This window comes from Corynebacterium crudilactis (genome assembly GCF_001643015.1).
Taxonomy (GTDB): Bacteria; Actinomycetota; Actinomycetes; order Mycobacteriales; family Mycobacteriaceae; genus Corynebacterium; species Corynebacterium crudilactis.
Window position 1 is genome coordinate 956,689 of sequence record NZ_CP015622.1, and the last position, 22,169, is coordinate 978,857.

Genomic DNA, 22,169 nt, shown 5'->3' on the forward strand with positions numbered 1-22,169 from the left:
CCATAGACCTTGTACGCTTAAATCATGGGAAAGAAAACTGCAGACAAAGACCTTCCAGATTTCCGGAAGAACCCGCCAAAGTTGGATAAAAAAGCTTATGAAAAAGAATTAAAAAGGCTTCAAGCCGAACTTGTTGATTTGCAGCAGTGGGTTGTAGAAACCGGTGCCCGCGTGGTCATCGTCATGGAAGGCCGCGATGCCGCTGGTAAAGGTTCTGCCATCAAGCGCATTACCCAGTATCTCAACCCACGATCCGCACGGATCGAAGCGCTGCCCACCCCAAGCTCAAGGGAAAAAGGGCAGTGGTACTTCCAGCGTTATATTGAAAAACTTCCTACCGCGGGCGAAATCGTCATTTTTGACCGCTCCTGGTACAACCGTGCAGGCGTGGAACGCGTCATGGGCTTTTGCACCTCGCAGGAGTACCGTCGATTCCTTCACCAGGCGCCTATCTTTGAGCGCCTTCTTGTAGAAGATGGTATTCACCTGCGCAAATACTGGTTCTCTGTATCCGATGATGAGCAGATTGAGCGCTTTGAAGATCGTTTGAGCGATCCGTTGCGTCGTTGGAAGCTCTCTCCAATGGATTTGCAGTCCATCACTAAGTGGGAAGATTATTCTCGCGCCAAAGACGAGATGTTTATCCACACCGATATCCCTTCAGCGCCATGGTATACCGTGGAATCTGAAGACAAGAAGCGTTCTCGCATCAACGTGATCTCACATCTGTTGTCGACGATTCCTTATGAGAAAATCGACCGCGCATTGCCAGAGATCCCGGAGCGTCCAGATTCTGAATCTGATTATCAGCGTCCGCCTCGTGATGAATTCCGTTATGTACCAGATATCGCGGCGCATCTGGAAGAAGATCGCATTAAGGCCAAGAAGGATAAGAAAGACAAGAAGAAAAAGAAGTCCAAGAAGTAGATTGGACGCCCTCGGCTGCTAGAGGCCGGGGAAACCAAACCAGCGTGCCCATGAACTCCGAATTTGCGGTTCGTGGGCACTCTCATTTGGTATTGAAGCCTTGAAACCGGTCACAGAGACCCACGGAGTAGATTTTTCAGCTTCGTGGGCATACCTGTCTGGTCGGGTGAATAAAACTATATAAAGCCTGAAAAGGTACCCCTCTAAAATCGCTTTTAAGCGCCTTTCGGGGCGACATCCCTACAAATAGGCATTCGGGAATTTGGTGCCGTTAAACAGGCTTTAATTCGACCCGAGAAGTTTTGCCAATACAGTAATCACGCCTTCTTCTTTATTCGAAGGAGCGATCTCATCGGCGATGGCCAAAATATCTGGGTGCGCATTAGACATGGCATAAGACTTGCCCGCAGCTTGGATTAATTCGGTGTCATTGAGGTAATCACCGAACACTAGAGTCTCGGATTCTTCCAACCCTAGGGCATCGCGAAGTTTTGCTAATGCCTGCCCCTTATTTGCTGCAGGATCCATGACATCAACCCAGTGTTGTCCGGATACCACAACATTAGCGTTGGGTGAGGCTGCGCGAATGATGGGAGCGCAGTCTTTTTCAGCGTCCTGGAAGGTGAAAATAGCGACCTTGATAACCTCGCCGTTGACTACCTCGTGGAGGTCGGTTACTTCCTTCAAAGAGACATAGTATTTAAGTCCCTCGGTGCGGAAAGCTTCGTCATTGCGTTCTACATAAGCGCATTCTGGGCGGCAGACAACAACTCCCATATCGATATCTGAAGCACGTACGGTATCGATGATGGAGTGCACGATATCACTATCAATGGTGGTCAGAGAGATGATTTCGCCATTGTGGACTACCACGGTGCCGTTTTCTGCAATGAAAGAAATAGGTTCGCCGGCGCGCTCAAATTGCTTTTGCAGTGTGGCTAACTGTCGGCCACTGGCTGGTGCGAATGCAATGTTTTTGGCGCGCATGTGTTCGAGGAGGTCCCAAAACTTCTCTGGTACTTCGTGGTGGGAATTGAGCAGAGTGCCGTCCATGTCGGTTGCGACGAGGCGAAAGTCCATTTAGGTGGATTCCTTTCCGTTTATGTCTTGATCGTCCATTCTGTCATATGCAAGTTTGTTAAACACCCGCACAAGATTGCTGTGATGTGCCACACTGGTTTTCATGTCTCATGTAGTTAATACTTTCATTCAACATTCCACCGGAGTGGTTGAGCTCAATCGCCCCAAAGCGCTGAATTCTCTGAATCAAGAGATGATCGATATCGTCCGGGCTGCACTTGATTCGTGGATTGATGATGATCGAGTGGAACAGGTGCTTATTTATTCCACGTCGGATCGTGGTTTTTGCGCAGGTGGTGATGTTCGTGCGGTGCGGGAAAGCGTGCTGGCGGGGGATGTTGCGGCGGGGGATCGTTATTTCACTGAAGAGTTTGAGATGAATGACGCGTTGGGGAATTACCCAAAGCCGATTATTTCTGTCATCAATGGTGTGGTCATGGGTGGTGGTTTGGGAATTTCGATGCATGGTTCGCATCGCGTTATTACGGAAAAAGCTTTTGCCTCAATGCCTGAGATGGCTATTGGTTATGTGCCTGATGTGGGCTTTACTTATTTTGGGCAGCGGGCATCTTCGCTGGCTATCGCTACTTTCCTTGCGGTTACTGGATGGCGCATGAGTCCTGCAGATATGTTGTGGGCAGGGGTGGCTACACATGTCATTGATTCTGAAAACTTAGAGGATTTCACCGCAGAAATCCTCAATGGCACCTTGGCGGCGGCGTTGGAAAAATTTGCTACGCAACCCACAAGCAGCAGCGAGCTGGCCGGCCTTGCCAGCCAGATTGAGGAGACCTTTGGGCACAGCTCTTGGGAGCTTATCGACGCTTCCCTCCGGTCTCACCCTGATACTTCATTTGTCTCTAAAACTCGTGAGTTGATGTTTTTGGCTGCCCCAGCGTCGGTTGTTGCAACTGTAGAGCTCATGCATTCAAATAGTGAAGCCACCACCCTTCGGGAAGGGCTGGACAATGAATTGGTGATGTCGCTTTATATGATCCGCCAACCGGATTTCGCAGAAGGCGTGCGAGCAGTTTTAGTGGATAAAGACCGGCAGGCGTCATTTTCACCGGCCACTTTTGAGGAGGTTGATGAATCTCGTTATGCGGCTTTGCTTCGTCGCAGTTAATAAAGTGCCAACCTTTTTGATAGCGTAAGCATGGCCCTTTCGTTGGATAGGGTCGTGTTGTATGAAGCTTGAGGAAGGGTAGGCCGTGAAGCCGCTAGGCAAGATCGCCGTTCCCTGGGCATGGCACCTGGGAATTGTTGGGATCATCATCTTTGACGTGGTTGCTGCAATCACGATGCTGACATTGATGCCAAACAGCATGCCGGCACGAGTCAACAGCGGGCTGGTGGCGTTGGGTGGTTCTTATGCGCCACCCATGAGCCAGGAAAGTTTAATCGCTAAAGTGATCGCTGGAGCAGTGCTGATCCTCGTGATTTCGGTGGGCATCTCAATGCTGATCTCTGAGCAGTCGAAAAGTCTTGCCGCAGATCATCCAGAAGCATCAGCCGTCCAAATCGCAAGACGCTGGGCTTCACTGAACAATATTCAAAGCTGCATTGGCTGGTTCAGTTTCTTCCTCGCAGCAATTTTGAGCATTTCTTCACTGCGGCTGAATAGCCCAGGTATGACTAGTAATTTTGAAATGGCCGCGTACGTCATTGCCGTCATAGTCCTAGCCTGGACACTGATGGTTTCTCTGCGGCGTGGTCAGCTGATTATCGATCGCGCCATTCCCGTTGGTGAAGATGATTCAGAACTGAAATGGGGCATTATCTATCACGATGCTTCTGATAAACGTATTTTTGTTGAATTAGATGATGGATACACAACCGTTGTCAACATGGCACGCGGGGGAGCGTGGGTGCTCCTCGCCGTTATGGTTTTGCCTGCGATTGCGATTGTGGGTTGGGTACTGCTGGAAAGCTAGTGCACTTTGGTGATGCGATCGCCATCAAATTCCACGTTGACATGCTTGCCATCCACCGTGAGTGCGAAGCCATCAAAGGGCACATTGCGGTGCGCTGCATAGGACACCACCGCACGACGAGCATCAATATCGCGAGACAACTGATGGTAGAGGGTCGCTTCCACAGCCAGATGCGAAGCAGGTGGTAGCTGCAAGCGTGGATGATCAAGCAACACCACCACCGCAGAACCATCCTCTTGCCTGATGATCGCATGCGTCCATATGTTGAGTACCTGTTTAGCGATATCAATTAAATCAAAGGATTGAGCTTCTTCGACTGTAATTTCAGCGTTGGTCAGAAGTAATAACCCATTATCGAAACCAAAGCGGGCAAGACCTTCGGTTGCTTGTCCATTGAGCTCTCTTAAAGACCATGTCCATACCCAGCGGGATCCATCGATAACCGCTAGTGGAATGGCGCGCACTTGGTGTTCATTTTCTACAGTTGCAGTGTTGAGCTGAGGATTAAACGTGACGTTGTGCGACGGGGAGAGAGCGTCGAAAAGCAATTGGTGCTCAGCGGACATGAACGCTGCATCCGCGCGTACATCGCGCAGGCTCAGACCACCTGCGATTTCGATTGCGCGATCGTTGCGGAGCAACAGGGAAGTGCCGTCGCTGAAAGCAATGCGATTGCTGTCGAAGCGAATGCCCAGATCGCGGAATGCTGCAAAAGAGCTCAGCGCCCGTTTAAAATCGGTGCCGGGAAGCATATTCGGCAGCCCCTCGATGAGACTGTGGCGGACGTCGATAAGTTGTGGCATGTGATGAAGCGCAACTAAAGCCTTGCGTCCATCGACAAGTGGAGCGATGAATGCCGGCGCATTGTTGTAGAGAGTGCGAGCCGCCGTGATGAGATCATCACTGAGCGGCTGAGTGCCCTGCAATACTTCAATATCGAGGTCTTGTCCACGCGTGCTCACCCACTCGAATTCCTGATTATTGATCCACGCGATAATTTCTCCCGCAGTATCAAAAGGGCTTCCTGAGGCACGATTAATGCGCACGTTGACTGCGGTGGTGTCTTCAGAAAGGTTGAATTCCACCCCAGTAACACGCCCTAATTGGGCAGCAAACGCCTGGTCAACACAAGCTTGGCCCAAGATGCCATCGGTGATTACATCAAACAGGGATGAGGGACGCGGGATTTCCATACCCCTAAGGATATTCATTGAGGAAAGTTTTGGGGATTTTAGGGCAGCTTGTTACAAATTCACTTATCTGTGACGATAGGAGATATGCATGTGGAAAATTATGCATATCGAACAGGAAGAGTTAACAGTGCGTAAAGGAATATCCAGCATCCTCACGGTTGCGGTTGCTTGCTCAATTGGATTCGGAACTGCCTTCACTGGCACCAGCATCGCAGTGGCTCAAGATTCTGCTTATGACTACGGCATGGATCCAAATCAACGATACAACCCGATCGACGATATTAAAGATCGTCCAGAAGGGCTATCAAACCTTCCATACTTTGGAAGCAAACTAACTTCCTGGGGTTCTTCGGATGCAACCGCTTCATCCGGAATCGTGACTTCTGGGCGTCCGCAGTACACCGACCCACGGTACCCAAACGGTAAAGACAACTTGCCTAAAGCAACCATCGATATGAATCCAGAGGTTCTCACACGCCTCGAGCGTTTCGTCGGCGTAGATGGGGACCGCATCCGCCAGATCAACGCGTATTCTCCTTCGATGGAACGCACCATTCCACTGATCTGGGTTGTCCCTGAGGACAATTCAGTACCAGGACCAACCGTATATGCCCTAGGCGGCGGTGACGGTGGACAAGGCGGAGAAAACTGGGTTACCCGCACTGACCTCGATGAGTTGACGAGCGAAAATAACATCAACCTCATCATGCCAATGCTTGGCGCCTACAGCTTCTACGCCGACTGGGCGGGAGAAAGCGAAGACATGGGAGGCAAGCAGCAGTGGGAAACCTTCCTCATGCACGAACTTCCTGAGCCACTCGAAGCAGCAATCGGTGCTGATGGACAGCGCAGCATCCTGGGTATGTCCATGTCCGGCGGTTCTGTTCTCAACATGGCATCACACGACCCTAACTTTTACTCCTCTGTTGGTTCCTTCTCCGGATGCGCAGAGACCAACTCTTGGATGGGACGTCGCGGTATCGCCGCCACCGTATTCAACGGCAACGTCGTGCCAGAACAAATTTTTGGTGATGTAGACAGCGACTACTCTCGCTACAACGATCCTTTGCTCAATGCTGAAAAGCTCGGTGAACAGGACAACCTCTATATCTTTGCGGGTTCAGGAGTGTTCTCTGAACTCGATGTTATCGGTGAGAATGCCCCACTCGATGAAGACGCCTTCAAAAACCGCGTCCTCGTTGGTTTCGAAATCGAAGCAATGTCCAATACTTGCACTCACAACCTCAAGGCTGCAACGGACCAAAAGGGCATCGATACCATCAACTATGATTTCCGAGCCACTGGCACTCACGCTTGGGATTATTGGAATGAAGCCCTGCACCGCTTCTATCCTTTGATGATGCAAGGCTTTGGCCTAGATGGTGGACCGATTCCGATCTATAACCCCAACGGGGTCTCCTCAAGTGAAAGCTCATCCGAGCTGTCCTCTGATGTGAGCCTCGGTACTGTAGTTGGTAGCGTGACAGGCAGCACCGGAAGCGGAAGCAGCGCCGTGCGTGAATTCATCGCAGGCAGCTCCGGTTCCAGTGAATCTGCTGGTAGCTTCTACGGATAAGAAAAATATGGTGTGTTTCAACTGATTGCTTAGTTGAAACACACCATATTTTTATTTTGCTAGAGCCTGATTAACTACAGCTTAATTAAGCGACAGGCTCGTTTAACCATGGAAACCGCAATTTCTACATCACGAGGCTCAGGCATCTTGTAATAGGTCTGCAAAGAGATCGCGATAGCAGCGGCATGCAAATGAATGAACACCATCGCTTCAAATTTTTCCAGATTCGGATCTCGATCCATGAGGAATTGGAGCATCGGAGTAATGATCACATCTGCATCGATCGCACAGGACGGGGCACCGAGAGTGCTTAAAATCTCCCCAATGCGAAACATTGCGCTGAATGAATCCAGCTCATCGTCGCCCTCTCTTAAATGATTGATCACCATTTCTTCGATGGCAACCCGGTGATCAATATCTTGTGGCAATTCGTTTAACTGCGCAGAGAGCTCCTGAACACGAATGTTCATGAATTCAAACAACGCGTCTTCCCTAGACGGGAAGTAGTTATGGAAAGTTCTAGCCGAAACCCCGGCTGCCGCTGCAACAGTAGCAACCGTAAGAGCTTCTGGCCCATCCGTTAAAGCAATTTGTGCTGCAGCACGGGACAATGCTGTTCGCGTAGCTGCTTTCTTAGTTTCTCGAAGCCCCGACACTAGCTTTTTCCTTCAGCTCCTGGGTGCGAGTCTCATCTAAATCGCTAAGACCTTCACCTTCGACATCAACGTTTGGAAGAATCTTATCCAACCACTTAGGTAGCCACCAAGCTTTGTCATCCAGCAAGAACATCGTTGCAGGAATAATCATCATGCGCACAAAGAAAGCATCGAAGAAGACAGCAACTGCCAAGGCGAAGCCCATGGTCTTAATGAAGGCCATGTCTTGAGCCATGAATGCTGCAAAAACGGACACCATGATCAAAGCGGCAGCTGTGACCACACGAGCGCCATGTTTGAAGCCGTTTGAGGTTGCATTTCCAGCAGTTTTACCCTTTGTGAAACCTTCACGCATGCGTGTGACCAGGAAGATTTGGTAGTCCATGGCAAGTCCGAAGACCAAACCAATGAGCATGATTGGGAGGAAGGACAGCAATGGCTGAGGATCCTCGATGATGCCAAATGCGCCTTCTTGGAAGATGGCCACTGTGGCACCGAAAGTTGCGAGAACAGACAAACCGAAGCCTAGAGCGGCAATAAGCGGCACCCAAATGGAACGGAAGACGAGCAATAGAACGAGGAACGCTAGCAACAAAACAATAAGGACATAAGGCACAAGTACATCGCCGAGGCGCTCAGAAATGTCATCGTAAATTGGAGTGACACCAGTGATACCGTATGTCGCACCAGTCTCATCAGCGAAAGACGCAGCATCTGCGCGGAGGGAAGACAACGTATCGGATGTCCGCTCATCGATTGCATCAAACTCAGGCGTGATGAGAATCTGTGCCGTATCGAAGTTTTCAGTGGTTTGCGTGATCTGAGCGTTCTGCACACCGTCAGTGCCCAAGAACTGCTCTACTGCTTGGCCGTAGACCAGCGGGCGTTCCTGCTCCGGCACCTCGGTGGCGTCGATAAGCGCAATCATAGGAGCATTGCGGCCTGGCCCGAACGCATCCGCCGTCATATCGTAGGCCGTGCGTGGGGCAGTACCCAGGGCAGATGTGCCGTCCGTCGGCATAGCAAGGCGCATATTGGTCGCAGGAATTGCGATAGCACCGAGCAAGACGACGCCCACCAACAGGTAAGCAATCGGCATCTTGCGGACCAAACGGACCCACTTGAGACCCATGGTTGGCTTTTCATCCTCTGGGTCCGGAACCTTTGGTCCAGGAGCACGAGCAGCAAAGATACGAGTGCCGAGCAGCCCGAGAAGTGCAGGCAGGAAGGTCAACGCAACAAGAACTGCAATTGCAACGGTAATTGCAGCAGCAATAGCCATCACGGTGAGGAATGGAATATTGATAATTGACAGAGCCACGAGCGCAATAAGCACTGTGGTGCCTGCGAAAACAACCGCAGAACCAGCAGTACCCACAGCCATACCCATTGCATGCGCACGCGTTGCCATCGGCATTGTGCGCAGTCGCTGAGCTAGCTCCTTAGGCTCTAGGTCGTTAGAACCAGTCTGGGAAATAAGCTCATTTCGGAAGCGTGACACAATAAACAGGGCGTAGTCGATGCCAACTGCCAGACCGATCATGGATGCCAGTGCAGGTGTCATGTCATTGACCGAATCAGAAAACGCAGTGGCCAATTGAATACCCATGATGCCGATGCCGACACCAATAATTGCAGAGATCAATGGCATACCAGCTGCAATGAAAGAACCAAAGGTCACAATGAGCACAACAGCTGCGACAAGAAGTCCGATAACTTCCGAGGTCATGTTCAAGCTTGTTGCAGCAGCGCCAAAGACGTTGCCGTTATAAACAACTGTGAGATCGCCAGCGTCATATTCATCGAGAATATTAGTGACCTTTTCGCGATCTTCTGCAGAAACATCCATGGCAGAGCTCACATCAAAAGTCATGGAGATAATGCCCGTGGTCTCATCAGCACTTAGTGGGCTGACAGAAGCAATATCGGCTGCGATTTTCTCGGCAGGAACACCCTGAGCCTCGAGCGCGGGGGACATCTGTGCAGTTAGCCCTTGGGATGCCATAACTGGATCCACGAGAGTTTCGGGATCCTTCAGAACACCAGTTGCTTTAATATCTTCGAGCATTTGGTTGACTTCAGCTGCAATGTCAGAATCAGCGAGAGTCGCACCTTCTGGAGCCTGGATAACAACTGAACCGGAAGGGGTAGATGTTGCATCTTCGGAACCAGGGAATCGTTCCTGCATCTTTTCCATCGTGGTGACGGAATCTAGGCCAGGGATGGAGAAACTACTAGAAGTTGGCTTGGAGTACAGACCTGCCAGTGTAGTTATTCCGATGAGGATAATAAGCCAGACCGCAAGAAACGGCCATTTCTTTTGATAGGCCGTTGAGCCTAATTTGTAGAGGAACTTTGCCACGATTGTCCTTAAATGATTGATAAAACAAGACAAATCTCTACTGCTAATTCAGGTATTTAACTAAAAGCAGTGAAGATTTTTCACATGGAGGGCAATTTTGCACAACGTGTGCAAGTTTAACTTTCTTGGAGCTGCAGTTTGAAGTTTGCGGGTTTGAATGTGAGTAACTCGATAATCCTGTGAGCATGTGGGTCGCATCTCTTGAATTTCCTGCAAAAGCGGGACAATCGTACTGGTGGAGTTCTATGCTGTGGACATGACCCAAAATTTCCCACAATTTATTGCCACGGCAGATCTTGTCGACATTATCGGTGAAGATGCACAATCTTGCGATAGTCAATTTCGAAACTTTGGAGGGCTTATTGATTTCCATGGTCCGATCACGACAGTGAAATGTTTTCAGGACAATGCGCTTTTAAAATCCATTTTAAGTGAAGATAGTGAAGGTGGAGTGCTGGTCATCGATGGTGCAGGATCAATCCATACCGCGTTGGTCGGTGACATAATTGCAGGGCTCGGAAAAGATCATGGATGGTCTGGGGTCATCGTCAACGGTGCAATTCGTGATTCTGCAGTGATCGGAACCATGGACTTTGGCTGTAAAGCGTTAGGGAGTAATCCACGCAAATCTACCAAGACTGGTGCGGGGGAGCGGGATGTAGTTGTGACGATCGGCGGCATTGATTTCACTCCTGGACATTATGCCTATGCAGACTCTGACGGAATTATTGTTGTGGAATCCCCCGTGCAACAGTAACGAATTTAGGGATTGTGGCCGATTCTTCATGCAAGGGTAATGTCGAAATATCTAGGCAACCTGATATGTAGTTCCTTGCTTATTTTGAAAATCGCTGTCGATCAAAGGTGTTCCAATTGCTTCATGCCGTGAGTTTTGCATTACTGGACTCTGTAAATGTCCTGCTCATTGGCATTATTGTTGCAATTGCAGCGTTATTGCCCAGGAATGGAAAATTCAGTCGAATCGCCACGCTTTTGATCGCGGGCGATTGGTTGGGTGTTTTCATACTCAGTATCTTCGTCATGCTTATTTTTGATGGCGTTGAAGATGTCGTGCAATCCTTTTTGCATTCAATTTGGTTTGGCATCATCTTGATTGCAACGGGCGTGGTTTCATTTCTGGCAACGCTGCTATCTAAGTCTGATGGTGGAACTCGAAAAATAGATGGCTTTCTCACTCCTGTGAAAAACCCCAGCTGGAAAACTGTCGGAGCTGGTTTGATCTTGGGAATTGTGCAGTCTGCAACGTCAGTCCCGTTTTTTGCTGGACTGGGCTACCTGAGCATTGGAAATTTTGGTCCTGTCATTAGCTATGGCGGATTGGTTGTGTACGCGACCTTGGCACTGAGCTTGCCGATTATTGTTGCCTTCCTGGTAGGGATGGTTCGTAGATATCCGGAAAGCCCAGTTGGCCGGTTGTTTGAACTAATTGGGGAAAATAAAGAAAAAGTGACGAAGTGGTCTGGCTACCTCGTCGCTGTAATTTTGTGCATTATCGGTATTAGCACGCTTCTATAAGTCTCTATTAGTGGAAATGTCCATGCGTTGCGAGCATCCAACTATTGATCCTTAAATCGGCCTCTTTCGAAGAGATGCCGTTTGTATAGTCCTGAAATATGGTTGTTTCCTCTTCGAGTGGCTGAAAATGTGGGTGCATATCTTCGTGTTTCACTGTTAGTAAAACTGGTGTTCCATAAGCATCCTCGAGGCCAGGAAATTTACTAGCTAGAAGTCCAGGTATGCGAACTTTTCTCATGTGATTCCGATAATTCAGATATGTGATCAGATCAGAATGCGTAACTTCTACCCAGCCTCCATAGTCAAGTTTTTTCCTGCCCGCATCAATGGAGATTTCAATATTTGATTTGATGAAATGGCGTTTCGGCTTGGGATAGAGGATTTGGCACACTGATGATCCTGTAGAAACTCGATAACCACACGCTTGTGCCTCAATTATCGGATCGGGGAGTTTCAGATTGAGGGCAGGTGCTCCGAAATGTGCAACGCCACAGTGTTCGCAGTGAAAATGGCCAGGTTTCATGATTTCTCCTTAAATTTAGAGTCTGAGACACCCATAGGTTAGGAGGAAATAGGGGGAATGGTGTTTTTGGGGCGGCTGATGTTGTGGACAACTATTTTGACGAATGGAATACCTGTGGATAACTCTGCTTGACCTGGCAGATTGGAAGGATTTGGGGGAGTATTGGGCGTAACTCTGACCTGACCTACTATCGAGTAAGTGTTTTAATAACACCCTTGTATTCGAATGTGTGAGCGAGTAGTGTGGGTGGTGACAACACGGGGACTGAAACGGAAAAAAAGGGGGGGGAGGCACTATGAGTATCACTACACACGTTCAGGAACTCACCGCAGCACTCCATGCCATCGATAACCGCCTCACCGGCATGCTCGCTGGTCCCGCTGCGGTCACCCCTGCCGAGTACACAGCACTCGAACCCGACCTCATCGCCCTCGAAAAAGCCATCAATCACCACGCCACCATCGCAGCCCAAGCTGCTGCCCTGGCAGAGCGAACCAATGCCGCCCACACTATCGGTTCCACACACCTCATCGACTACCTCACCACCACCTTCGGTCTCTCCAAAGCACGCGCCCACCACCGCATCACCCTCGCACACTCCCTCTATCCCAAACCGACCACGCCTAGCCCTGGCAGTAACGGTGATAAGTCAAATGGCGGACCTGACGGTAGCTCAAATGATGATGACTCGGGTGATGATGACCCCGACCCAGAACCCGAAGCTGAACCCGGACAGGAGCCTGCATCAGGGTCTGAACCTGGAACTTCTGGTGGCGCTGGTACTCCTGAGCCCACTCACCCCGGTGGAGCACATATCAGCGCCGAAAAACACGCCATCATCACCGACGAACTCACACACCTCAACCCCAACACCACACCCAGTTATAAGGACCTACGCGACCAAGCGCTGGGCCAAGCCATCTGGCGCACCCCAGAAGACCTCCGCACCTGGCTGCGCCACCAAATCACCACAGCCAACACTGTCTACCCCAACCCCATCACCGCCATGGGCAAACGCTACCTCGCCCTGAGCAAACCCGATGCCAACAACATGGTCCGCATCCACGGACTCATCCCAGCAAGCACCGCAGCACTAATCACTGCGAACACTGCACCGCTGACCAAACGTGGTGACCTGGTCGATATCCCCGCAAGTGATGACACCCGTAACCGAGGGCAACGCTACGCCGATGCACTGCACCACATCATGGACACCTACAACCACGGCATTGTCACCCCAGCACGCGGAGGCACAGCCAGCATTATCATCTCCATGACCACTGATGATATTGATGACATCAACCACAGTGATGACTCTCGTAAAGGTGATACCAGCCCGTTGAACACGCTCTACCCCACCAACACCGGCTACTCCTTGAACCTAGCAGAGATCATGAACCTCATCGCCGCGAAATACGACTTCGCTGTATTACTGGACGGGGCTACCGGGCAGCCACTTAATGTCCACCGAATGCAACGCAATGCGAACCTGACCCAACGCATCGCCGTGTTCGCCTCAGAACTAGTGTGTTCTGCACCGAACTGTGACAGACCTCAGTTAGAGTGCGAGATCCATCATCTTGATCCCTGGATTCGAGGTGGGCTAACCAACCTAGTCAACCTGACGCAGCAGTGTTTTAACCATCATCCGCGCAATGATGACACGCGCAGTGGAGTCAATGGCAAGGGATTTATGGATCGTGATCCTGTGACTGGTCGAGTAGGGCATTATCCACCCGGTGGGGATAATGGTCCGGTGTTTAATCGCTCGGCGGCCGCTGATGCATCGGGTGGTGCGTGGGCGAGACACAAACACCACGGACCGCCAAATCAACCACCACCAAAACCGCCGGATACATCCAGCCCACCACTGCATGGGCCACTGAGATCTGAACCGAGTCTGGCTGATGATGATCGGCTGTTCTAGCCACGCCTCATGTCTACCTTCGAAATGCTGTTGTGCCTGTTGTCAGTTGCCCCGGTGTATCCGATACCGGGCACACACCCATGCACACAGCGGCACACCAGTGAACTGGCCCGCCAGAGCCACCAGGAACCTGACGTCGACAAGTAAACAGCTCTTCGGCTACCAACTCAAGCAGCCGAACAGTCTAGAAAACTACTCAGCTACCAAAGAATCCAGTACGAAATCTGGGTGTTCCTTCTCGATGAAGGACAGGCGCCACTTATCACTGAACAGAGCAATTAGCTCGCCATCGGTGCGGGTGAAGATTTCTACGCCACGCTGCTTTGCTAGTTCTGAAGCGGATTCCGCAGTGGTACGGCGTGCCACGGAGTATGGAATTGGATCGGCGATGGTTTCCACGTTGTATTCGACTTCCATGCGGGCTTGCATGACTTCGAACTGCATTGGTCCGACTGCAGCCATGACTGGGTTAGCATCGCCACGAATATCGTTTTTGAGGATCTGGACAACGCCTTCGGAATCCAGCTGCTCCAGAGCCTTGCGGAATTGTTTGTATTTGCCCAGGGACTTGGCGCGCAGGATGCGGAAGTGTTCTGGTGCGAATTTTGGCATTGGTGCGTACTGGACTTTGCGGCCTTCGAAGATGGTGTCGCCTGGGGCGAGGGAACCAGCGTTCACGAGGCCAACGATATCGCCAGGGAAGGCGGTTTCCACGGTGGAGCGGGTACGGCCGAAGACAGTCAGGGCGTATTTGGTGGAGAAGCTACGGCCTGATTGAGAGTGTGTGATCTGCATGCCACGGTCGAATTCACCGGAGACAACGCGCATGAATGCTAGGGTGTCGCGGTGGTTTTTATCCATGCCGGCTTGCACCTTGAAGACAACTCCGGAGAAGTCATCGGTGGTGTCGCGGTGGTCATCCATTGCGGAGGTTGCTGCTTCGAGTGCCTTTGGATCGGCGTTGCGTCCGGCTGGAGCTGGTGCGAGTTGGCACAGGGTATCCAGGATTTGGTGGACGCCGAAGTTCAGCATGGCAGAGGCGAAGATGAGTGGGGAAGTGGTGCAGTTGAGGAAGAGTTCCTGGTCGTGGACTGCGCCATCGGCAGCAAGAAGTTCGGCTTCTTCTGTTGCGTTTTCCCAGACGTCACCTTCGCGAGCAGCGGCTTCTTCAGGGGTGTAGAAATCTTCTGGTGCGATGGTGGAACCACCGGCGGTGCGGGTGAAGTGGATGTATTCGTCGGCTTCGCCGTCGTTGTTGATGCGGGCTAGGCCGCGGAAGTCGCCGGCTTCACCAACTGGCCAGAACAGTGGGGTCGGTTGGAGTTCGATTTCTTTGACGATTTCGTCGACGAGCTCGAGTGGGGTGCGGCCGACGCGGTCCCATTTGTTGATCACGGTGATGATTGGCAGGCCGCGGGCTTTGCAGACGCGGAAGAGCTGGAGGGTTTGGGGTTCGAGGCCTTTGGCGGCGTCGATAAGCATGACTGCTGCGTCGACAGCCATGAGGACGCGGTAGGTGTCTTCGGAGAAGTCGGCGTGGCCTGGGGTGTCCACGAGGTTGATCATGAAGGGTTCGCCTTCGTGGCCTTCTGGTGCGTACTCGAATTGGAGTGCGGAGGAGGCGATGGAGATGCCGCGGTCTTTTTCCATTTCCATCCAGTCGGAAACGGTGGCTTTGCGGCCTGCTTTGCCGTGGGTGGCGCCGGCTTCGGAGATGATGTGTGCATGCAGCGCCAATGCCTCGGTGAGGGTGGATTTACCGGCGTCGGGGTGTGCGATTACGGCGAATGTTCTGCGGCGATGTGCCTCGGCGGCGGTGGTGTCGGGATTGGCGTTGCTCATGGGTATTAAGAATAGCGGGTTGTGGGCGCTGGGCCATAGTCGCCCCAGCTCAGCGAAGTTGTACGCCGGCGTTGCCTGCTTGTCGACGTTTTTTGCCACTTCCCTTAATTCGGGGGTGGCTGAAATGTAAGACACGTCACTACATTTAAGCTCAAAAACAATTACCTATAGGCTGACAGAAACTCTAAAAACTATAGAGCTATAGAAACCTTAACTTCGGAGGTATTCATGTCCCGTCCAATCGTTAAACAAGCATTCACCGTCACCGCAGTCACCGCGATGGCTTTTGCCCTGGCATCATGCACCCGCGCAGTGGATGCAACCTCCGCAGATGGAACCGCGAGCAACACCGCAGCTTCCTGTGTGGATACATCCGGCGACACCATCAAAATCGGCTTCATCAACTCCCTGTCCGGCACGATGGCTATCTCTGAAACCACGGTGAACCAATCCCTGCACATGGCAGCCGATGAAATCAACGCAGCCGGCGGCGTTTTGGGCAAGCAGTTGGAGATCTCTGAAGAAGACGGCGCCAGTGAACCCGCCACCTTCGCCGAGCGCTCCCAGCGCCTCATCCAGCAGGAATGCGTTGCAGCCGTGTTTGGTGGATGGACCTCCGCCTCCCGCAAAGCAATGCTTCCCGTCTTTGAGGGCAATAACTCCCTGCTGTTCTACCCGGTGCAGTACGAGGGCATGGAATCCTCGCCGAATATTTTCTATACCGGCGCCACCACCAACCAGCAGATCATCCCGGCTCTTGATTACCTGCGTGAAAACGGCCTGAACCGCCTTTTCCTTGTCGGTTCCGATTATGTTTTCCCACGCACTGCAAATTCCATCATCAAGGACTACGCCGAAGCCAATGGTATGGAAATCGTCGGCGAAGACTACGCGCCGTTGGGATCCACCGACTTCACCACCATCGCCAACCGCATGCGTGATTCCAACGCAGATGCCGTGTTTAACACTTTGAATGGCGATTCCAACGTGGCGTTCTTCCGCCAGTACAACAGCCTCGGCTTCAATGCAGACACCCTTCCGGTGATGTCAGTATCCATTGCGGAAGAAGAAGTCGGAGGCATCGGCACCGCAAATATTGAGGGCCAGCTGGTGGCGTGGGACTACTACCAAACCATTGACACCCCAGAAAACGAGACCTTCGTGGAGAATTTCAAGGACCTCTACGGCCAGGACAAAGTGACCTCTGACCCGATGGAAGCTGCTTACACTAGCCTCTACCTCTGGAAAGAAATGGTAGAGAAGGCCGATTCCTTTGATGTCGCCGCAATTCAAGCAGCCGCCGACGGAACCACTTTTGATGCACCAGAAGGAACCGTGGTGGTTGACGGCGATAACCACCACATCTCCAAAACACCGCGCATCGGTCGAATCCGCCCGGATGGATTGATCGACACCATTTGGGAAACCGATTCCCCAGTTGATCCGGACCCATACCTGTCTTCCTATGACTGGGCCAAGACCACCGCTGCGACTTCCTAAGAGATAAAAATCATGGACATTTTGCTCAATCAGCTCGTAGCCGGGCTTTCAGTTGGATCGGTCCTTCTATTGGTCGCAGTGGGATTGTCACTGACCTTTGGACAGATGGGCGTTATTAATATGGCGCACGGAGAGTTCATCATGGTCGGCGCATACACCGCATATGTGGTGCAGCTGGTCGTCGGTTCTGCCGGTTTATCCCTACTGATCAGCATTCCGCTGGCGTTTACTATCGGTGGGCTTTTCGGAGTTCTCCTCGAACAATTCCTGCTGAAGTATCTTTATCACAGGCCACTAGACACGCTGCTGGCCACATTCGGTGTCGGTTTGATTCTTCAGCAGCTGGCCCGAAACATTTTCGGAGCTCCCGCAGTGGATGTCAGGGCACCGGAATTTCTCCGCGGAAACGTCGAAGTTCTAGGCGTCTTGGTGCCGACCGCGCGACTATTCATCCTGGCGCTGGCCATCGCATCAGTGACTGCACTAGCTGTGTTCCTAAATCGCACTGCCTGGGGCCGACGCATCCGCGCCGTGGTTCTGAACCGCGACCTCGCGGAAACCGCAGGTATTGATACCCGAGCTACTGACCGAATGACGTTCTTTGTGGGCTCCGGTCTTGCCGGAATCGCCGGGGTAGCTATCACATTGATTGGCGCGACCGGCCCCACCATCGGTCAGAACTACATCGTGGATGCCTTCCTTGTTGTTGCCGCCGGTGGCATCGGCCGGGTGAAGGGCGCTGTGATCATGGCTTTCGTGCTGGGAATTACTCAAGCATTCGTGGAATATACGACAGGTGCGAGCATCGCGAAGTTCATCGTGCTCATCGCTGTTGTTGCCTTCCTGCAGTTTAGGCCTCAAGGACTCTTCCAAACCCAAACTAGGAGCCTCGTATGAGCACTCAACTCAAGCTGAAGAAGCCCGCAAAGAAGAAAACTACGCCGAAACTTAGCGTCGTAAATGCTCCCACGCTGCGCACTGCGGCGTTGGGCCTGGCCGCGCTTGCTGCGGTATTGCTGTGCGCCCCGCTCTTTTTATCCACATTCCAGCTGACGTTGATGTCGCGCTTGGTGTGTTATGCGATCGTCGCAGTCGGCATCGGGCTGGCGTGGGGCAGAGGCGGCATGCTCACGCTGGGGCAGGGCGTGTTCTTTGGCATCGGCGCGTACATCATGGCCATGCATATGCTGTACAGCGATTCGCAGATTTTTGGGACTACAGTTCCGCAATGGTGGTCCATTTTTGCCAACCCGGCAGTCGCACTCATCGCAGTTGTGGCGCTTCCCGGCATCGTGGCTTTTGTGCTCGGCTTCTCCATTTTCAAACGACGCATCAAAGGCGCCTACTTTGCCATCGTGAACCAAGCGCTCGCCGCAGCTGTCGTGGTGTTGCTGGTCGGACAACAAGATTCCCTTGGAGGTTCCAATGGTCTTTCCGGATTTCGATCGTTCATGGGTTTTGCCGTCTACGACCCCATCAACCGCATCATGTTTTACTTCACCGCAGTGGGAGTTCTCTTGGCTTTGGTGGCTATCTCATATTGGCTCATGCGCAGCCGCTATGGAGAACTGCTCGTGGCCACCAGAGATGCAGAAGAACGCGTCCGATTCCTCGGATATGATCCCGCATTGATCAAAACCGCCGCATATGTCATTGCTGCGATGATTGCCGGAATCGCCGGAGCGCTGTTCGTGCCGATCGTGGGCATCATTTCACCCGCAGAAATCGGCGTGGTGCCATCAATCGTGTTCGTGATCGCCGTCGCCGCTGGTGGCAGGGCATCCCTATTCGGTCCCGTAGTTGGCGCGCTGGTGCTGGGCTGGGTGGAATCCACACTTGCTCAAACTTTCCCCAGCATGTGGTCCTATTTCCAGGGTGCGATCCTGGTTCTCGTGATCGTGTTGCTGCCGGGCGGAATTGCTTCAATTAAACTTTCCGCGCTCAAAAATAAAGCCAGGAAGGCCAGAAAGGCCACCTCATGAGCCTTAAAATCACCAACCTCAAAGTCGCTTTCGGGTCGTTCATCGCCGTGAATGAGATTAGTTTTCAGGTGCTGCCCGGTGACGTCCACTTCCTCATCGGTGCCAACGGTGCAGGTAAAACCACCTGCATTGACGCGATCAGCGGGTTGGCGCCGGGGCAGGGATCAGTGCAGTTGGATGGCACTGAGATTCTAGGAACCCCTGTGCACCGCATTGCTCGGATGGGTGTGGGGCGAACGTTTCAGACCGCCAGCGTGTTTGAAGAATTGTCTGTGTTGCAGAATCTGGATATTGCGTGCGGGATTCATCGTCCGTTGCGGGCACTTCTCGGGGTGCGTCATCGGATTGATCCCCGAATTGAACACGCCCTGGAGGTCACGGGTCTTGCTGATCTGGTGAATGCTCAGGCGGGAACCTTGTCGCATGGGCAGAAACAGTGGCTGGAAATTTCAATGTTGCTGGTGCAGGATGCGCAGGTGCTCATGCTTGATGAGCCGGTGGCGGGCATGAGTGAGGAGGAGCGTGTCGCAACGGGTGAGCTTTTGCAGAGGGTTGCGCGGGGACGGGTGGTGTTGGTGGTGGAGCACGATATGGAGTTCATGCGTCGTTTTGCCACTCGCGTCACTGTGATGAATCGCGGCACGATCTTGTGTGAGGGGTCGGTCGATGAGATTCAGGCGAATCCGGATGTGCAGTCCATTTATTTAGGTACGGCAGGGAAGTGAGTTAGTCATGTTGGAAATCACTAATTTGTGTGCAGGTTATGGCCGCACGCAGGTACTTCATTCTCTTTCAATCTTCACGAGCAGCAACGGCATCCTGTCGATCCTTGGCCACAATGGCGCTGGTAAATCTACATTGCTGCGAACCGCAGTGGGCCTGATTAAGCCGACTTCGGGAACGGTCAAACTTTTTGGACAGGATGTCACCTCGTTGTCCACGCATGAGCGAGTAAAGCGCGGGATGGCTTATGTGCCGCAGGGCCAGCAGTCTTTTACGCAGCTTAGTTGCATGGAAAATTTGCAGGTGGTGGCGGATCTGCAGGGTCGTGTGGGCAAGGCACGCATCGCGGAGGCGCTTGATCGCTTTCCGGCGCTGACCCAGGTGCTGGACCGCCAAGCCGGCCTGTTGTCGGGTGGTCAGCGTCAGCAGCTTGCCATCGCCCGCGCGCTGATCACGGCGCCAAAGCTGTTGCTTCTCGACGAACCCACCGAGGGTATTCAACCTTCGGTGGTCGCTGAAATTCAGCAGACCATCATCGATTTGGCTAAGGACGGCATGAGCATTGTCCTGGTGGAGCAAAACATTGGTTTTGCATTGGATGCTGCAACAAGCTACGCCATTGTGGCGCGTGGCCAGATAGTGGAATCGGGGCAAGGCGCTGAAACTACCGCGGAGAAGCAGAATAAGGTGCGAGAATCCTTGGCAATTTAGCGGCTGTGAATGGTGTTTTGGGCAGCGGATAGTCCTTCGGCCAGCAGCAAATCCACTGCCTCGGCGGCCAGCTCAATGCCTGGCTGGTCGTGATCGACTGGTTCTAAAACATAGTCGGGCACGGCCATCCCTGCTGGAGGTCGTGAAATTCCGATGCGAACCCGCAGGTAATCTCTGGTGCCAAGTTCTTCCGTGAGGGATTTCAGGCCGTTGTGACCGTTTTCGTTTCCGCCCTTTTTCAGGCGTACTTTTCCAGCGGGCAGATCGAGCTCGTCGTGGATCACGATGATGCGCTCTGCCGGGATACCCAACGCTGCGGCGATCGGCGCGACACCTTGGCCGGAGTGGTTCATAAAAGTGGTGGATCGAACGGCGAGCACCCCTGGTGCGAGCTGCGTTGTTAGGGCCTTGTAGCCCGTGGCGGGGGTAAGGGGCTGCTGCTGGTGGGCGTCGATAAGCATGTCTTGGCACATGTAACCGACGTTGTGCCGGGTGGATTCGTACTTGGCGCCGGGGTTGCCCAGGCCCACGACCAGCCATTTGGCGGCGGGAAGTTCAGGCTTGGGGGCAAACAGTGCTTGGATTTTAGACAAAAAACTCACGGAAGTCATCCTATGGCAGGCGCGCCTAGGATGGTGCCATGAGCATCCTTGACACGTTGAAAACTCCCGTGATTGTCGCCCCGATGGCTGGCGGCCCGTCCACTCCCGCGTTGGTCAATGCAGCAGCAGAGGCAGGTTCCCTCGGGTTCTTGGCTGGTGGCGTCATGCCTCTTGAGCAGCTGAAACAGGAATTGTCAGAGGTAAAAGGCGTCTTTGGTGTCAACCTGTTTCGCCCGCAGACGGATGCGCCTAAGCCTTCAGACATTGATGAGCTGGCGGGATTGTTGTCCTCGGCGTTTCGGCAATTTGGCCTCGATGAGCCGACGGTGCCTACGCCGGATTTGAGCAATGGATGGGACGCTAAATTTGAGGCAGTTCTCGCCGCTAAACCCGCCGTTTTCTCCTGCACCTTCGGTATTTTTAGCGCTGAAGAATTTGCCCGGATCAAGGCCGCCGGAATCGAGGCGTGGGTGACGGTGACCAATCCGGAGGACGCGCTGGCTGCGCAGAAAGCTGGCGCCAACGCGCTTGTCGTGCAAGGCCCCGAGGCGGGTGGGCACCGCTCTACCTGGTCCATTGAAGTGGAGCCGGACGAGCGCGATCTGAAAACCCTCCTCGCAGCTGTCAAACAAGCAGGCGTTTACCTCCCGCTCATCGCAGCCGGCGGCCTTTCAACCTCCGCCGACGTGGCAGAAATTTTGGAGGCCGGCGCCAGCGCTGCATCCTGTGGTTCCGCCTTTTTGCTTAGCGACGAAGCCGGCACCAGCTCACTTAACCGCGAGATCTTGGACGCCGCCCCAGCGCTTGGTTTGGAATCGGTGTCCTCTCGCGCATTTTCGGGCCGTTATGCAAGGGGAGTGGAAACCAGGTTCACCCGTTCGAACGAGGGGTTACCCCCGTTGTACCCATACCTCAACCCAATGATCACATCTTTACGTAAGGCGGCGGGAAGTGCAGGGAACTGGGATTACGCCTACTGCCTGGTAGGAGTAGGACTGGAATCGATTGCGAAGGGTAGTGCAAAGCAGATACTGGAATCATTAACACCTTCTGCTTTGGGCTAATGTTGGGGGGAGTGCTTTCAACTATCCACGA

At 52.7% G+C, this 22,169-nt stretch carries 20 protein-coding genes; 13 read left to right on the forward strand and 7 right to left on the reverse strand.

The window, feature by feature from the left end; genetic code table 11:
* Positions 1 to 24 precede the first annotated feature (24 nt).
* Positions 25 to 927 carry a polyphosphate kinase 2 gene (ppk2, locus tag ccrud_RS04535; RefSeq protein ID WP_066565053.1) on the forward strand — a complete coding sequence of 301 codons (903 nt, stop codon included), beginning with the start codon at positions 25 to 27 and terminating at the stop codon, positions 925 to 927.
* Between the two features lie 282 nt (positions 928 to 1,209).
* Here ppk2 and ccrud_RS04540 read toward each other — a convergent pair whose 3' ends face one another.
* A complete protein-coding gene (locus ccrud_RS04540; protein ID WP_066565054.1) occupies positions 1,210 to 2,007 on the reverse strand; it encodes a Cof-type HAD-IIB family hydrolase in 798 nt (265 codons plus the stop codon).
* Positions 2,008 to 2,110: 103 nt separating this feature from the next.
* Between ccrud_RS04540 and ccrud_RS04545 the strand changes: the two genes are divergently transcribed.
* Together ccrud_RS04545 and ccrud_RS04550 are read left to right on the forward strand one after the other, a co-directional pair.
* Positions 2,111 to 3,133, forward strand: coding sequence for an enoyl-CoA hydratase/isomerase family protein (locus ccrud_RS04545; RefSeq protein ID WP_066565055.1), 1,023 nt, complete (start codon positions 2,111 to 2,113; stop codon positions 3,131 to 3,133).
* Positions 3,134 to 3,218: 85 nt separating this feature from the next.
* Positions 3,219 to 3,941, forward strand: a complete 723-nt coding sequence (locus tag ccrud_RS04550) for a hypothetical protein (protein ID WP_066565056.1) — start codon at positions 3,219 to 3,221, stop codon at positions 3,939 to 3,941.
* Here ccrud_RS04550 and ccrud_RS04555 read toward each other — a convergent pair.
* Positions 3,938 to 5,134 (reverse strand): DUF6882 domain-containing protein, encoded by a 1,197-nt coding sequence (locus tag ccrud_RS04555; RefSeq protein WP_066565057.1) that lies wholly within the window; start codon positions 5,132 to 5,134, stop codon positions 3,938 to 3,940. The genes ccrud_RS04550 and ccrud_RS04555 overlap by 4 nt on opposite strands.
* 127 nt (positions 5,135 to 5,261) lie before the next feature.
* Between ccrud_RS04555 and ccrud_RS04560 the strand changes: the two genes are divergently transcribed.
* Entirely contained in the window at positions 5,262 to 6,710 is a 1,449-nt protein-coding gene (locus ccrud_RS04560) for an alpha/beta hydrolase (protein WP_066569525.1), read from the forward strand.
* 74 nt (positions 6,711 to 6,784) lie between these two features.
* Here ccrud_RS04560 and ccrud_RS04565 read toward each other — a convergent pair whose 3' ends face one another.
* Positions 6,785 to 7,366, reverse strand: coding sequence for a TetR family transcriptional regulator (locus tag ccrud_RS04565; protein WP_066565058.1), 582 nt, complete (start codon positions 7,364 to 7,366; stop codon positions 6,785 to 6,787).
* The gene (locus ccrud_RS04570) at positions 7,344 to 9,728 is read right to left on the reverse strand and encodes an MMPL family transporter (protein ID WP_066565059.1); all 2,385 of its coding nucleotides are present in this window, start codon (positions 9,726 to 9,728) and stop codon (positions 7,344 to 7,346) included. The genes ccrud_RS04565 and ccrud_RS04570 overlap by 23 nt, the downstream gene beginning before the upstream one ends.
* 250 nt (positions 9,729 to 9,978) lie before the next feature.
* Here ccrud_RS04570 and rraA point away from each other — a divergent pair, with 250 nt between their 5' ends.
* The gene (gene rraA / locus ccrud_RS04575) at positions 9,979 to 10,485 is read left to right on the forward strand and encodes a ribonuclease E activity regulator RraA (protein WP_074025586.1); all 507 of its coding nucleotides are present in this window, start codon (positions 9,979 to 9,981) and stop codon (positions 10,483 to 10,485) included.
* Between the two features lie 128 nt (positions 10,486 to 10,613).
* The gene (locus ccrud_RS04580) at positions 10,614 to 11,264 is read left to right on the forward strand and encodes a hypothetical protein (protein ID WP_211271317.1); all 651 of its coding nucleotides are present in this window, start codon (positions 10,614 to 10,616) and stop codon (positions 11,262 to 11,264) included.
* Positions 11,265 to 11,271: 7 nt separating this feature from the next.
* Here the strand turns inward: ccrud_RS04580 and ccrud_RS04585 are convergent, their stop codons facing one another.
* A complete protein-coding gene (locus tag ccrud_RS04585) occupies positions 11,272 to 11,787 on the reverse strand; it encodes a DUF2199 domain-containing protein (protein ID WP_066565061.1) in 516 nt (171 codons plus the stop codon).
* Between the two features lie 295 nt (positions 11,788 to 12,082).
* Between ccrud_RS04585 and ccrud_RS04590 the strand changes: the two genes are divergently transcribed.
* A complete protein-coding gene (locus ccrud_RS04590; RefSeq protein WP_066565062.1) occupies positions 12,083 to 13,714 on the forward strand; it encodes an HNH endonuclease signature motif containing protein in 1,632 nt (543 codons plus the stop codon).
* Positions 13,715 to 13,906: 192 nt separating this feature from the next.
* Here ccrud_RS04590 and ccrud_RS04595 read toward each other — a convergent pair whose 3' ends face one another.
* Complete coding sequence (locus tag ccrud_RS04595) at positions 13,907 to 15,556, reverse strand: peptide chain release factor 3 (RefSeq protein ID WP_066565063.1); 1,650 nt, start codon at positions 15,554 to 15,556, stop codon at positions 13,907 to 13,909.
* A gap of 228 nt (positions 15,557 to 15,784) precedes the next feature.
* On the opposite strand from ccrud_RS04595, the gene urtA reads away from it, so the two are divergent.
* From urtA to urtE, 5 genes are read left to right on the forward strand one after another with little or no spacing between them, the layout of a single operon-like run.
* Positions 15,785 to 17,056 carry an urea ABC transporter substrate-binding protein gene (gene urtA / locus ccrud_RS04600; protein ID WP_066565064.1) on the forward strand — a complete coding sequence of 424 codons (1,272 nt, stop codon included), beginning with the start codon at positions 15,785 to 15,787 and terminating at the stop codon, positions 17,054 to 17,056.
* Positions 17,057 to 17,068: 12 nt separating this feature from the next.
* Entirely contained in the window at positions 17,069 to 17,953 is an 885-nt protein-coding gene (urtB, locus tag ccrud_RS04605; RefSeq protein ID WP_066565065.1) for an urea ABC transporter permease subunit UrtB, read from the forward strand.
* Entirely contained in the window at positions 17,950 to 19,038 is a 1,089-nt protein-coding gene (urtC, locus tag ccrud_RS04610) for an urea ABC transporter permease subunit UrtC (protein WP_003856682.1), read from the forward strand. Before urtB ends, urtC begins: the two co-directional genes overlap by 4 nt.
* The gene (urtD, locus tag ccrud_RS04615; RefSeq protein WP_066565066.1) at positions 19,035 to 19,763 is read left to right on the forward strand and encodes an urea ABC transporter ATP-binding protein UrtD; all 729 of its coding nucleotides are present in this window, start codon (positions 19,035 to 19,037) and stop codon (positions 19,761 to 19,763) included. The genes urtC and urtD overlap by 4 nt, the downstream gene beginning before the upstream one ends.
* Positions 19,764 to 19,770: 7 nt before the next feature.
* A complete protein-coding gene (gene urtE, locus ccrud_RS04620) occupies positions 19,771 to 20,472 on the forward strand; it encodes an urea ABC transporter ATP-binding subunit UrtE (protein WP_066565067.1) in 702 nt (233 codons plus the stop codon).
* On the opposite strand, the gene pth is transcribed toward urtE, so the two are convergent.
* Complete coding sequence (gene pth / locus ccrud_RS04625; RefSeq protein ID WP_066565068.1) at positions 20,469 to 21,083, reverse strand: aminoacyl-tRNA hydrolase; 615 nt, start codon at positions 21,081 to 21,083, stop codon at positions 20,469 to 20,471. The genes urtE and pth overlap by 4 nt on opposite strands.
* Before the next feature lie 29 nt (positions 21,084 to 21,112).
* Here pth and ccrud_RS04630 point away from each other — a divergent pair, with 29 nt between their 5' ends.
* Positions 21,113 to 22,138 (forward strand): nitronate monooxygenase, encoded by a 1,026-nt coding sequence (locus tag ccrud_RS04630; protein WP_066565069.1) that lies wholly within the window; start codon positions 21,113 to 21,115, stop codon positions 22,136 to 22,138.
* Positions 22,139 to 22,169 lie beyond the last annotated feature (31 nt).

Excerpts from the sequence above, each read along its gene's own strand:
- ppk2 (WP_066565053.1), top strand. The coding sequence starts at position 25 with ATGGGAAAGAAAACTGCAGACAAAGACCTTCCAGATTTCCGGAAGAAC.
- ccrud_RS04540 (WP_066565054.1), bottom strand. The coding sequence starts at position 2,007 with ATGGACTTTCGCCTCGTCGCAACCGACATGGACGGCACTCTGCTCAAT.
- ccrud_RS04545 (WP_066565055.1), top strand. The coding sequence starts at position 2,111 with ATGTCTCATGTAGTTAATACTTTCATTCAACATTCCACCGGAGTGGTT.
- ccrud_RS04555 (WP_066565057.1), bottom strand. The coding sequence starts at position 5,134 with ATGGAAATCCCGCGTCCCTCATCCCTGTTTGATGTAATCACCGATGGC.
- ccrud_RS04585 (WP_066565061.1), bottom strand. The coding sequence starts at position 11,787 with ATGAAACCTGGCCATTTTCACTGCGAACACTGTGGCGTTGCACATTTC.
- ccrud_RS04590 (WP_066565062.1), top strand. The coding sequence starts at position 12,083 with ATGAGTATCACTACACACGTTCAGGAACTCACCGCAGCACTCCATGCC.
- ccrud_RS04595 (WP_066565063.1), bottom strand. The coding sequence starts at position 15,556 with ATGAGCAACGCCAATCCCGACACCACCGCCGCCGAGGCACATCGCCGC.
- urtA (WP_066565064.1), top strand. The coding sequence starts at position 15,785 with ATGTCCCGTCCAATCGTTAAACAAGCATTCACCGTCACCGCAGTCACC.
- urtB (WP_066565065.1), top strand. The coding sequence starts at position 17,069 with ATGGACATTTTGCTCAATCAGCTCGTAGCCGGGCTTTCAGTTGGATCG.
- urtC (WP_003856682.1), top strand. The coding sequence starts at position 17,950 with ATGAGCACTCAACTCAAGCTGAAGAAGCCCGCAAAGAAGAAAACTACG.
- urtD (WP_066565066.1), top strand. The coding sequence starts at position 19,035 with ATGAGCCTTAAAATCACCAACCTCAAAGTCGCTTTCGGGTCGTTCATC.
- urtE (WP_066565067.1), top strand. The coding sequence starts at position 19,771 with ATGTTGGAAATCACTAATTTGTGTGCAGGTTATGGCCGCACGCAGGTA.
- pth (WP_066565068.1), bottom strand. The coding sequence starts at position 21,083 with ATGACTTCCGTGAGTTTTTTGTCTAAAATCCAAGCACTGTTTGCCCCC.
- ccrud_RS04630 (WP_066565069.1), top strand. The coding sequence starts at position 21,113 with ATGAGCATCCTTGACACGTTGAAAACTCCCGTGATTGTCGCCCCGATG.